General features: G+C 62.9%; 11 protein-coding genes. 7 read left to right on the top strand and 4 right to left on the bottom strand.

The features are described 5' to 3' along the window. Nucleotides 1-27 precede the first annotated feature (27 nt). The 7 genes from DM807_RS26065 (at nucleotide 28) to DM807_RS26035 (ending at nucleotide 8,356) form a co-directional block, all read left to right on the top strand. Nucleotides 28-747: a response regulator transcription factor gene (locus DM807_RS26065; RefSeq protein ID WP_041166406.1), complete on the top strand. Its 720-nt coding sequence runs from the start codon at nucleotides 28-30 to the stop codon at nucleotides 745-747. A gap of 3 nt (nucleotides 748-750) precedes the next feature. Beyond that, nucleotides 751-2,124, top strand: coding sequence for a sensor histidine kinase (locus DM807_RS26060; RefSeq protein WP_012270937.1), 1,374 nt, complete (start codon nucleotides 751-753; stop codon nucleotides 2,122-2,124). A gap of 174 nt (nucleotides 2,125-2,298) precedes the next feature. After that, a complete protein-coding gene (gene cysM / locus DM807_RS26055) occupies nucleotides 2,299-3,198 on the top strand; it encodes a cysteine synthase CysM (protein WP_024717686.1) in 900 nt (299 codons plus the stop codon). Next, nucleotides 3,199-4,557 carry a 23S rRNA (uracil(1939)-C(5))-methyltransferase RlmD gene (gene rlmD / locus DM807_RS26050; RefSeq protein ID WP_060515608.1) on the top strand — a complete coding sequence of 453 codons (1,359 nt, stop codon included), beginning with the start codon at nucleotides 3,199-3,201 and terminating at the stop codon, nucleotides 4,555-4,557. It abuts the gene before it with no gap. A gap of 96 nt (nucleotides 4,558-4,653) precedes the next feature. Then, nucleotides 4,654-6,894, top strand: a complete 2,241-nt coding sequence (gene relA / locus DM807_RS26045; protein ID WP_012270940.1) for a GTP diphosphokinase — start codon at nucleotides 4,654-4,656, stop codon at nucleotides 6,892-6,894. 62 nt (nucleotides 6,895-6,956) lie between these two features. Beyond that, nucleotides 6,957-7,790: a nucleoside triphosphate pyrophosphohydrolase gene (gene mazG / locus DM807_RS26040; protein ID WP_060494268.1), complete on the top strand. Its 834-nt coding sequence runs from the start codon at nucleotides 6,957-6,959 to the stop codon at nucleotides 7,788-7,790. Nucleotides 7,791-7,816: 26 nt separating this feature from the next. Further along, a complete protein-coding gene (locus tag DM807_RS26035; protein ID WP_012270942.1) occupies nucleotides 7,817-8,356 on the top strand; it encodes a DUF2058 domain-containing protein in 540 nt (179 codons plus the stop codon). Nucleotides 8,357-8,402: 46 nt separating this feature from the next. Here the strand turns inward: DM807_RS26035 and DM807_RS26030 are convergent, their stop codons facing one another. The 4 genes from DM807_RS26030 to purM all read right to left on the bottom strand — a co-directional run bounded on the left by DM807_RS26030 (nucleotide 8,403) and on the right by purM (nucleotide 11,215). After that, nucleotides 8,403-8,585 carry a hypothetical protein gene (locus DM807_RS26030; protein ID WP_012270943.1) on the bottom strand — a complete coding sequence of 61 codons (183 nt, stop codon included), beginning with the start codon at nucleotides 8,583-8,585 and terminating at the stop codon, nucleotides 8,403-8,405. A 199-nt stretch (nucleotides 8,586-8,784) separates the two neighbouring features. After that, entirely contained in the window at nucleotides 8,785-9,495 is a 711-nt protein-coding gene (locus tag DM807_RS26025) for a DUF3108 domain-containing protein (protein WP_012270944.1), read from the bottom strand. An 8-nt stretch (nucleotides 9,496-9,503) separates the two neighbouring features. Next, entirely contained in the window at nucleotides 9,504-10,157 is a 654-nt protein-coding gene (gene purN / locus DM807_RS26020) for a phosphoribosylglycinamide formyltransferase (protein WP_012270945.1), read from the bottom strand. Further along, nucleotides 10,157-11,215 carry a phosphoribosylformylglycinamidine cyclo-ligase gene (gene purM, locus DM807_RS26015; RefSeq protein WP_179028142.1) on the bottom strand — a complete coding sequence of 353 codons (1,059 nt, stop codon included), beginning with the start codon at nucleotides 11,213-11,215 and terminating at the stop codon, nucleotides 10,157-10,159. The genes purN and purM overlap by 1 nt, the downstream gene beginning before the upstream one ends. Nucleotides 11,216-11,454 lie beyond the last annotated feature (239 nt).

Raw genomic sequence — 11,454 nt, 5'->3', positions numbered from 1 at the left:
ACAATTGAGAATGCATGGCAGTTGCCAATGAATCCTGTAGCTATTCACAACTCCAATATCCTCGCCATCGAGGACGACCCGGTCCTGGGTGCCTATCTGCACGAAGAGCTGCAACGGGGTGGTTTTCAGGTCACCTGGTGCCGTAATGGCCTGGAGGGTTTGGAAACAGCGGGTCGCCAAATCTTCGATGTGGTGCTCATGGACATCCTGCTGCCGGGGCTCAATGGCCTGGATGCCCTGGCGCAATTGCGCAAGCGTAGCGCCACACCGGTGATCCTGATGTCGGCGCTGGGGGCCGAGGCCGACCGTATCAGCGGCTTTCAGCGAGGGGCCGACGATTACCTGCCCAAGCCGTTCAGCATGGCCGAGTTGCAGGTGCGCATCGAGGCGATTCTGCGCCGCGTGGCCCTTGAGCGGCGCTATCAAGCTCCATTGGAGCAGGCTGGCTGCGGTGAGCTGGAGTTCGATGAGGGGCTATGCGATGTGCGCCTGGATGGCCATCTGGCAGGCTTGACCCCCAGCGAGTTCCGGTTGTTGGACATCCTTAACCGCAACCTCGAAGAGGTCCTGAGCAAACCGTTTCTGTACCAGCAGGTGTTGCAGCGCGGCTATTCGCGGCATGACCGCAGCCTGGACATGCACGTCAGCCAGATCCGTCGCAAGCTCAAGGGTATCGGCTACCACGAACGACAGATACGCACCGTGTGGGGCAAGGGTTATGTGCTCAGCGCCAGCGAGGCGGAGTGAGCCATGCTGGATCGCCACTCGCTGTTCTGGAAACTCGCCATTTTGCTGGTGGGTTTCTGCCTGCTGATGATCGGCCTCAGTTACACCTGGGGCCGGCACATGGAAACCCAGAATGCCTTCCTATCGGAGCCGGCCCGGCAGGCATTGCGGGGCTACGCCGGCGAGGCTGAACAGGCCTGGCGCAGCGGTGGGCGGGCGGGGCTGGACCAGTGGGTGGCGGCGATGCATCAGCGTGAACGGGGCTGGGTGGGCGTGCTCGACATCAACCTGCGGCCGCTCGACAGCGCTACCCTCAACCCGCAGATCATGCAGCGGCTGACCCGCCTGCGCGGTGTCGACTGGCCGATGAGCCGGCGCAGCGTCGACCAGCCGTGGGTGCGCATACCCTTCCCGGGGGCGCCGGAGCAGGGCATGCTGGTGATCGAGCTGCCACAGCGGTTCAACCCGGACCAGTACCGCTTGCTGTGGCGCATTGTCACCAACGGCATCATCCCCGGTCTGTTCACCTTGTTGCTGTGCGTGGGCCTGTACCGGATGTTGATCGTGCCGCTGAACCAGCTGCGCGAGCAGGCCAATGCCTGGCGCGCCGATCAGCTGTCGGCACGCCTGGACTCGCGCACCATCGCCCGGCACGACGAGCTGGGCGAGCTGGCCCGTGCCTTCGACCAGATGGCCGAGCGGCTACAGGGCACGGTGGCCATGCAGCAGCAGTTGCTGCGCGACTTGTCCCACGAAATGCGCACGCCGCTGAGCCGGTTGCGGGTCGCTTGCGACGGCGAAACCGACCTGCAACGCCTGCGTGAGCGCCTGACCCGTGAGGTGGACTGCATGCAGCAGCTGGTGGAGGGCACCCTGCAGTTGGCCTGGCAGGACGCCGAACGTGCGCCGATGAACCTGGAACCGATCGAAGTGCACGCGCTTTGGGAGCTGCTGGCTGAGAATGCCTGCTATGAAAGCGGCTGGTCGCCTGCCCGCTTGCGCTGCGAAGTGCCGGCCGACTGCTGGGTGCAGGGCAACCTCAACCACCTGGCCCAGGCGCTGGAGAACATGCTGCGCAATGCCATCCGCCATTCACCGGCCGAGGGTGTCGTGCGGTTGGGCGGGCAGCGTGAGGGTAGCTATTGGTGGTTGTGGCTGGAGGATGAGGGCGGCGGGGTGGCCGAAGAAGACCTGGAGCGGATCTTCGCGCCGTTCTCGCGGCTGGATGGCTCGCGACCGGGGGATGGTGGTTTTGGCCTGGGGCTGAGCATTGCCCGCAGCGCCATCCAGCGCCAGGGTGGGACCTTGTGGGCGCAGAATGGCAAGCATGGGTTGCGGCTGTGGATGCGTTTGCCGTCACATGTATCGGCCTCTTCGCGGGTACCACATTTCACCTGAAGGCAGCCCAATCCCTGTGGGCGCGGGTTTACCCGCGAAAAGGCTGGCACAGGTCGCAGCTTATAGCTTATAGCTTATAGCTTGTAGCTATATGCACCACAGATTGCGTGATATGGCCACGGAGGGTTTGCCGGTATGATAGGCGCCCCTGCCGTCCGGATTGTGAAATACGCCATGACCTTGCAGTACCCAACCATCGCCGATTGCGTCGGCAATACGCCCCTGGTTCGCCTGCAGCGCATTGCTGGTGAAACCAGCAACACCCTCCTGCTCAAGCTCGAAGGTAACAATCCTGCCGGCTCGGTGAAGGACCGCCCGGCGCTGTCGATGATCACCCGCGCCGAACTGCGTGGGCAGATCAAGCCTGGCGACACCCTGATCGAAGCCACATCCGGTAACACCGGCATCGCCCTGGCGATGGCGGCGGCGATCAAGGGCTACAAGATGATCCTGATCATGCCCGACAACTCCACTGCCGAGCGCAAGGCCGCCATGACCGCCTATGGCGCCGAGCTGATCCTGGTGACCAAGGAGGAGGGCATGGAAGGCGCCCGCGACCTGGCCGAGAAGCTGCAGGCCGAAGGTCGTGGCCTGGTGCTCGATCAGTTCGCCAACGGCGACAACCCAATTGCCCACTACAACAGCACCGGGCCCGAGATCTGGCAGCAGACCCAGGGCAGCATTACCCATTTCGTCAGCTCCATGGGCACCACCGGCACCATCATGGGCTGCTCGCAGTACCTCAAGGAGCAAAACCCGGCGGTGCAGATCATCGGCCTGCAACCGATGGAAGGCTCGGCCATTCCAGGTATCCGCCGCTGGCCCGAGGAATACCTGCCAAAGATCTTCGACGCCACCCGCGTCGACCGTGTGGTCGACATGTCGCAGCAGGAAGCCGAAGACACCACCCGTCGCCTTGCCCGTGAAGAGGGCATTTTCTGCGGTGTGTCCTCCGGTGGTGCGGTCGCTGCCATGCTGCGCCTGTCCCGCGAAGTGGAAAATGCCGTGATGGTCGCGATCATCTGCGACCGTGGCGACCGTTACCTGTCCACCGGCCTGTTTGACCCGAGCTAAATGTCCAAGAAAAAAACCAACAGTGGCCTGCGCTTCCAGCCGACCGGCGGCAACCGCAGCGCCCAGATTCCCGTAGGCAAGAAACAACGCCTGGACATCGAGCGCCTGGCCGGTGACGGCCGTGGCATCGCGTTCCACGACGGGCGCACCTGGTTCGTCAGTGGCGCCCTGGCCGGCGAGGCCGTGGAGGCGCGCGTGCTCAATGCCCGTGGCAAAGTGGTCGAGGCCCGCCTCGAGCGTTTGCTGCAGGCAAGCCCCGAGCGCCGTGAGGCGCCGTGCCGCTACTACGACCGCTGTGGTGGCTGCAACCTGCAGCATCTGCCGCACCAAGCGCAGCTGGCGCTCAAGCAGCGCACCCTGGCTGAGCAACTGCAGCGGGTAGCTGGCGTGCAGCCCGAGGAATGGGCCGCCCCCTTGAGCGGGCCAGAATTCGGCTACCGGCGCCGGGCTCGCGTGGCCGTACGCTGGGACATCAAGGCGCGTCAACTGGAGGTAGGCTTCCGTGCCGAAGCCAGCCAGGACATCATTGCCATCGATGATTGCGCTGTGCTGGTACAGCCCTTGCAGTCGATTCTGCGGCACTTGCCGACGGTGCTGCGCTCGTTGAACAAACCGCAGGCGCTAGGCCATGTGGAGCTATTCAGCGGCACTGCCGAGGCGGTGCTGGTGCGCCACGTGGCGCCGCTACCGGCCGAGGACCTGGCCAGGCTGCAGGCGTTCTGCGAGCAGGCCAATGCCCAGCTGTGGTTGCAAGGCGAAGGTGAGCCGGCACCCGTGGACCCGGCCGCGCAACTGGGCTTTGCCCTGGCGCCCTGGCAGCTGGAACTGGCCTGGCGCCCTGGCGACTTCGTGCAAGTGAATGCCCAGGTCAACACGGCCATGATCGAGCAGGCCTTGGCCTGGCTCGCACCACAGGCCGACGAGCGCGTGCTGGACCTGTTCTGTGGCCTGGGCAACTTCGCCCTGCCGCTGGCCCGCCAGGCGCGCGAGGTGGTGGCAGTGGAAGGTGTGCAGGCCATGGTCGATCGGGCCGCAGCCAATGCCCGGAACAACAATGTGCATAACGCACGGTTTTTTCAGGCCGATTTATCGCAGCCTTTGGCAGGCACCGGATGGGCCGCCGAGGGCTTTTCTGCGGTACTCTTGGATCCACCGCGCGACGGTGCTTTCGAGGTGGTGCAAGGCATCGCCCGCCTCAAGGCCAGCAGGCTGGTCTATGTATCGTGCAACCCGGCCACGCTGGCGCGAGACGCCCAGGTGCTGGTCGGTCAGGGGTACCGGTTAAAAAGGGCCGGGATTCTCGACATGTTTCCTCAGACGGCGCATGTCGAGGCCATGGCGTTATTCGAAGCGGGCTAGCTGACTGGCCCCTTGGTGCGGTTGCCATGGAATGGCGGCCGCACGGTGATCGCCAGCGCACCCGCGTGGTGCGCTGTATGGAAAGGTATAACAAAGATGGTACAGGTGAGAGTGCACCAGCCGGTCAACACTGACGGCAGTATCAATCTCGAAGCATGGTTGGACCATGTGGTAAGCGTCGATTCGGCACTGGATCGCGCAGCGCTGAAAGAAGCCTGCGAGTTTGCTCATGAAGTAGAGAAAAAGGGCAACCCGGCCAAGCATTCCTGGGCGGACGGTACGTCGAGCTTCCAGGCGGGCCTGGAAATCGCCGAAATTCTCGCCGATCTCAAGCTCGACCAGGATTCCCTGGTGGCAGCGGTCATCTACCGCTCGGTGCGCGAGGGCAAAGTTACCCTGGCCGAAGTCAGCCAGCGTTTTGGCCCGGTCGTGTCCAAGCTGATCGACGGCGTGCTGCGCATGGCCGCTATCAGTGCCAGCCTCAGCCCACGCCAGTCGCTGGTACTGGGCTCGCAGGCGCAGGTCGAGAACCTGCGCAAGATGCTCGTGGCCATGGTCGACGACGTGCGGGTGGCATTGATCAAGCTGGCCGAACGCACCTGCGCAATCCGTGCGGTCAAGGCCGCCGACGACGAAAAACGCCTGCGCGTCGCGCGTGAGGTGTTCGACATCTATGCACCGCTTGCGCACCGCCTGGGTATCGGCCACATCAAGTGGGAGCTGGAAGACCTGTCCTTCCGCTACCTCGAACCCGACCAGTACAAGCAGATCGCCAAGCTGTTGCACGAGCGCCGGTTGGACCGCGAGCGCTTCATCAGCGACGTGATGAACCAACTGCAGAACGAGCTGCTGGCCACCGGTGTGAACGCCGACATCAGCGGCCGGGCGAAACATATCTATTCGATCTGGCGCAAGATGCAGCGCAAAGGCCTGGAATTCAGCCAGATCTACGACGTGCGTGCAGTACGCGTGCTGGTGCCGGAAATTCGCGACTGCTACACCGCGTTGGGTATCGTGCATACCTTGTGGCGGCACATTCCCAAGGAGTTCGACGACTACATCGCCAACCCCAAGGAGAACGGCTACCGCTCGCTGCACACAGCGGTAATCGGCCCCGAGGGCAAGGTGCTGGAGGTGCAGATCCGTACCCACGGCATGCACGAAGAAGCCGAGCTTGGGGTGTGCGCCCACTGGCGCTACAAGGGCACCGACGTCAAGCCCAGCTCCAACCACTATGAAGAGAAGATCTCCTGGCTGCGTCAGGTGCTGGAATGGCATGAAGAGCTGGGCGACATCGGTGGCCTGGCCGAGCAGTTGCGGGTCGACATCGAGCCCGACCGGGTCTATGTGTTCACCCCCGACGGCCACGCCATCGATCTCCCCAAGGGCGCCACGCCACTGGACTTCGCCTACCGCGTGCATACCGAGATCGGCCACAACTGCCGGGGCGCGAAGATCAACGGCCGTATCGTGCCGCTGAACTACAGCCTGCAAACCGGCGAGCAGGTGGAGATCATCACCAGCAAGCATGGCAACCCCAGCCGTGACTGGTTGAACTCCAACCTGGGCTACGTCACCACCTCGCGAGCGCGGGCCAAGATCGTCCACTGGTTCAAGCTGCAGGCGCGCGACCAGAACGTCGCTGCCGGCAAGACCTTGCTCGAGCGCGAGCTCAGCCGCCTGGGCCTGCCGCAAGTGGACTTCGAACGCCTGGCCGAGAAGACCAACGTCAAGACCGCCGAGGACATGTTCGCCTCGCTCGGTGCTGGCGACCTGCGCCTGGCGCACCTGGTCAATGCCGCCCAGCAGTTGCTGGAGCCCGAGCGCATCGAGCAGATCGAGCTGGTGCCGCGCAAGCCAACCGGGCCTCGTACCGGCAAGCGTGGCGACATCCAGATCCAGGGTGTCGGCAACCTGCTGACGCAGATGGCTGGTTGCTGCCAGCCGCTGCCGGGCGATGCCATCGTCGGCTACATCACCCAGGGCCGTGGCGTGAGCATTCACCGCCAGGACTGCGCCTCGGTGCTGCAACTGGCAGGCAAGGAGCCGGAGCGCATGATCCAGGTGAGCTGGGGGCCGATCCCGGTGCAGACCTACCCGGTCGACATCGTCATCCGTGCCTACGACCGCCCGGGCCTGCTGCGCGACGTGTCGCAGGTGCTGTTGAACGAAAAGATCAACGTATTGGCGGTGAACACCCGCTCGAACAAGGAAGACAACACCGCGCTGATGTCGCTGACCATCGAGATTCCAGGCCTGGACGCGCTGGGTCGCCTGCTGGGGCGGATCTCGCAGCTGCCGAACATCATCGAGACGCGGCGTAATCGTACCCCTTGAGACTGCGTCGCCTGCTTCGCGGGTTCGCCCGCGAAGAAGCCACCGCCGAAGGACCTGTTTACATGACCTACACCCTCGAAGACCTGCTGCACCTCATGGCCCGTCTGCGCGACCCGCAGTACGGCTGCCCATGGGACCTGAAGCAGAACTACGCGAGTATTGTCCCGCACACCATCGAAGAAGCCTACGAGGTCGCTGACACCATCGAGCGAGGCGATTTCGAGCACCTGCAAGGTGAGCTGGGCGACTTGCTGTTCCAGGTGGTCTATTACAGCCAGCTGGCCCGGGAGGAGGGGCGTTTTGAGTTCGAGGGCGTGGTCGACAGCATCACCCGCAAGCTCATCCGCCGCCACCCGCATGTATTCCCCACTGGCGAGCTGTACGCGCCGGTGGATACCCCCAGCTTGAGCGAGGCCCAGGTCAAGTCGCGTTGGGAAGAAATCAAGGCCGAAGAGCGCGCGGAAAAAGCCCAGCCCGAACAGCTGTCGCTGCTCGACGACGTGCCGGCAGCCTTGCCGGCGCTGTCGCGGGCAGCCAAACTGCAAAAACGCGCGGCCACGGTCGGTTTCGATTGGCCGGCGGCATTGCCGGTGCTGGACAAAGTCCGTGAAGAGCTGGATGAGGTGCTGCAGGCCATGGCTGATGGCGATGCCGATGCCCTGGAAGATGAAGTGGGTGACTTGCTGTTCGCCGCGGTCAACCTGGCTCGCCACCTCAAGCACGACCCGGAAAACGCCCTGCGCCGCGCCAATCGCAAGTTCGAGCGACGCTTCCGTTTTATCGAACAGGCATTGCGCGACAGTGGCCGCCCCATTGAAGATTGTAACCTTGACGAGCTGGACGCCCTTTGGGGTGAGGCCAAACGTCAGGAAAAGAACCTGCCCAGCTGCGGCTGAGCTGTTGCATAAGTGAGTGAACATTCATGAGCCTTTCCCTTCGCGACCAATTGCTCAAAGCCGGTCTGGTCAACCAGAAACAGGTCTCGCAGACCAACAAAGCTGAAAAGAAACAGAAGCGCATGGAGCACAAAGGCCAGGTCGAAGTCGACGACAGCCAGCAGCGCATAGCCAAGGAAGCCATGGCCGAAAAGGTCAAGCGCGACCAGGAGCTGAATCGCCAGCAGCAGGAAAAGGCCGAGCAGAAGGCCCGTGCCGCGCAGGTCAAGCAACTGATCGAAGCCACCCGCCTGCCCAAGCTGAACACTGAGGACTACTACAACTTCGTCGACGACAAGAAGGTCAAGCGTATTGCGGTCAACGCCTTGATGCGAACCAAGCTGAGCAACGGCGCGCTTGCCGTGGTCGCCCATGCCGGCGGTTACGAGATCATTCCTCGTGAGGCGGCGGTGAAAATCCAGGAGCGCGACCCAAGCCGTATCCTGTTGCTCAATACCCATGTCGAGGAAGCGGACGAAGATGACCCGTACGCGGCCTACAAGATCCCTGATGATCTGATGTGGTAAAAACGAAAAACCCCGCCTTGGCGGGGTTTTCCATTTGAAGACTGGGTCATTGCGTGGTGCGCTGGTTTTCCAGGTCTTCCAGCTCTACACGGTATTGGTGTGCTTCATGCTCATTATGGAACATGCCCACCAGCTGGCCTTGTTGGTGCACATCCCAGATCCGCACGCCAGCGGCCAGGCCTTCGTGGGACATTTTCGATTCGTCGCGTTCGGTTACTTGGACAGTCATCGGTAAACTCCACTTCTTCAGATGGCTGCGACAGTGTGTCGCACACCCTCTTTATAGAGTTTGTTAGCAGGCTAAGTAAATAAAACGGGCATGAAACAAGTTTCATGAAAGCCAGAGCGCTCCCACAAGGGTTGCTTTCGGCCGGGCATGAAAAAGCCCCGCACTGGGCGGGGCTTCGGGTACAGCAGGCGGCGCTGGCTCAGTTACCCTTCACCGACTTGCCATCCACCGTGCCATCTTGCAGCACGATCACATATTCCTTGCCATCGGTTTCTACCTGGCGCAGTTGCACCAGCAGGTAGTCCCAGTTCTTGGCGAACCACAGCTCGGTGATGCGCTTGCTCTGGCTTGGATCACGCACACGCTCGACCTTGACCGCATCGACCTGGCCGGTCTTGGTTGTGACCTTTTCGGTGCCCAGCACGCGGAAGTCGTAGGTGTCGATCTCGTCACCGTCAACCACCTGGTAAGTCATGCTCTTCTTGCCGGCGGCCACGTCATGCTGCAGGGCCAGCTGGTAGGACGACTTGTCCAGCACGCCGCGGTTCAGCGGCAGGCTCACGGCATCGCCACGGTCGCTGCCGGTGACCTTCTTGGCGCTCCAGTCGAAGTTCAGGTCGACCTTCTTGGCCTTGCCCAGGCCGCCGCGCTCGAAGTGATACTTCTGCGGCAGTAGGGTGTCGTTTTCCAGGCGCAGGGTGCTTTGCTCGGTCAGGCTGGCGATCATCATGGAGGCCTTGAAATTAAGGTCCCAGGTACCGTTGGCATTTTTGACCAGGCTGCGCTCGGCGGTACCGCTCATGGGCAGCTGCTTCCAGTCGGCGGTGTAGCTGGCCGAGAAGGGCTTCAGATCAGCTGCCTGGAGGGGCAGGGCGAGCACGGCGAGAGCCAAGAGCAGGGCGCGACGCATAAATTCTCCTAGGATCGAATCAAGTGACCGCTGGCCGCCAGTGGCTGGCCGTCCAGTAATGCGCCCTGTTCGCCAAGACGCAAGCGCCCTTCAGCGAACCAGCGCACCGCCAGCGGGTAGATCAGGTGTTCCTGACGGTGTACCCGTTGGGCCAGGCTTTCGACGGTGTCGTCAGACGCCACCGGTACCACAGCCTGTACGACCAGTGGGCCGCCATCGAGTTCCTCAGTCACGAAGTGTACGCTGCAGCCATGCTCGGCGTCGCCTGCTTCCAGCGCCCGGCGGTGGGTATGCAGGCCCTTGTACTTGGGCAGCAACGACGGGTGGATGTTGAGCAGGCGGCCCTGATAGTGGCGCACGAAGCCGCCGCTGAGGATGCGCATGAAGCCGGCCAGCACCACCAGGTCCGGGGCAAAGCCGTCGATGCGCGCCATCAAGGCGGCATCGAAAGCTTCACGGCCGTCGAACTGGGTGTGGTCAAGCACGGCACCTTCGATGCCCGCTGCCGTGGCGCGTTGCAGGCCGTAGGCATCGGCGCGGTTGGAAACCACCGCACGGATGCGCACCGGGCTGTCCTGGCCTTGGCAGCTGTCGATCAGGGCTTGCAGGTTGCTGCCGGAGCCCGACAGCAGTACCACTACATTGCAGGTCTTGCTCGGCATCAGTGTGCCTTGAGGTTCTGCAGCTCGACCTGGGCGGCGCCTTCGGCGGCTTCGGCGATGTGGCCGATCACCCATGGCTGTTCACCGGCGGCGCGCAGTTCGTTCAGGGCCGCTTCGACCTGGTCCTGGGCGACGCAGATGACCATGCCCACGCCGCAGTTCAGCACACGGTGCATTTCGTGCTCGTCGACGTTGCCTTTTTCCTGCAGGAAGTCGAATACCGCAGGGCGCTGCCAGCTGGCCACGTCAACCACGGCCTGGGCGTTTTTCGGCAGCACGCGCGGGATGTTGTCCAACAGGCCGCCACCGGTGATGTGGGCCATGGCCTTGACTGCGCCAGTGTTCTTGATCAGTTGCAGCAGCGGCTTGACGTAGATGCGGGTCGGCGCCATCAGCAGGTCGGTCAGCGGCTTGCCGTCCAGCTGGGTGTTTTCGATGTCGGTAGCCGACACTTCGAGGATCTTGCGGATCAGCGAGTAGCCGTTGGAGTGCGGGCCCGAGGACGGCAGAGCGATCAGCGTGTCGCCAGTGGCAACCTTGGAGCCATCGATGATTTCGGCCTTTTCCACCACGCCGACGCAGAAACCGGCCAGGTCGTAGTCTTCGCCTTCGTACATGCCAGGCATTTCGGCGGTTTCACCACCGACCAGCGAGCAGCCGGCCAGTTCGCAACCGGCGCCAATGCCGGTGACCACGGTGGCAGCCACGTCAACGTTCAGCTTGCCAGTGGCGTAGTAGTCCAGGAAGAACAGCGGCTCGGCGCCGCATACCACCAGGTCGTTGACGCACATGGCGACCAGGTCCTGGCCGATGCTGTCGTGCTTGTTCAGGTTCAATGCCAGGCGCAGCTTGGTGCCGACGCCGTCGGTGCCGGAGACCAGCACCGGCTGCTTGTAGCCAGCCGGGATCTCGCAAAGGGCGCCGAAGCCACCCAGGCCACCCATGACTTCAGGGCGTGCGGTGCGTTTTGCCACGCCCTTGATGCGTTCGACCAGTGCTTCGCCGGCGTCGATGTCTACACCGGCGTCCTTGTAGCTCAGGGAGGGTTGCTTGCTCATTGATCCAGGCCTTTAGGAGGGAGGGATTCTTAAAAACGACCATGACGGCCAAGGCCGGCGGGTAAGCGGCGGCTGCCTGAAACGTCAGTGGTCTGTGAAGGCGCGCGATTTTATCAGGGTTGCCGGGCAGCGGCCATCCTCAGGCCGACGGGCAGGGCGGTAAATTGTTGAAAAAGGGCCGAGGGTGGTTGATGCGGTTGCATGTGTATAAGCTGCAAGTAGCGAGCTTCATGCTCGAC

The sequence above is a fragment of the Pseudomonas hunanensis genome (genome assembly GCF_013393325.1).
GTDB classification, from domain to species: domain Bacteria; phylum Pseudomonadota; class Gammaproteobacteria; order Pseudomonadales; family Pseudomonadaceae; genus Aquipseudomonas; species Aquipseudomonas putida_P.
This window is presented reverse-complemented; position numbering and strand designations above follow the sequence as displayed.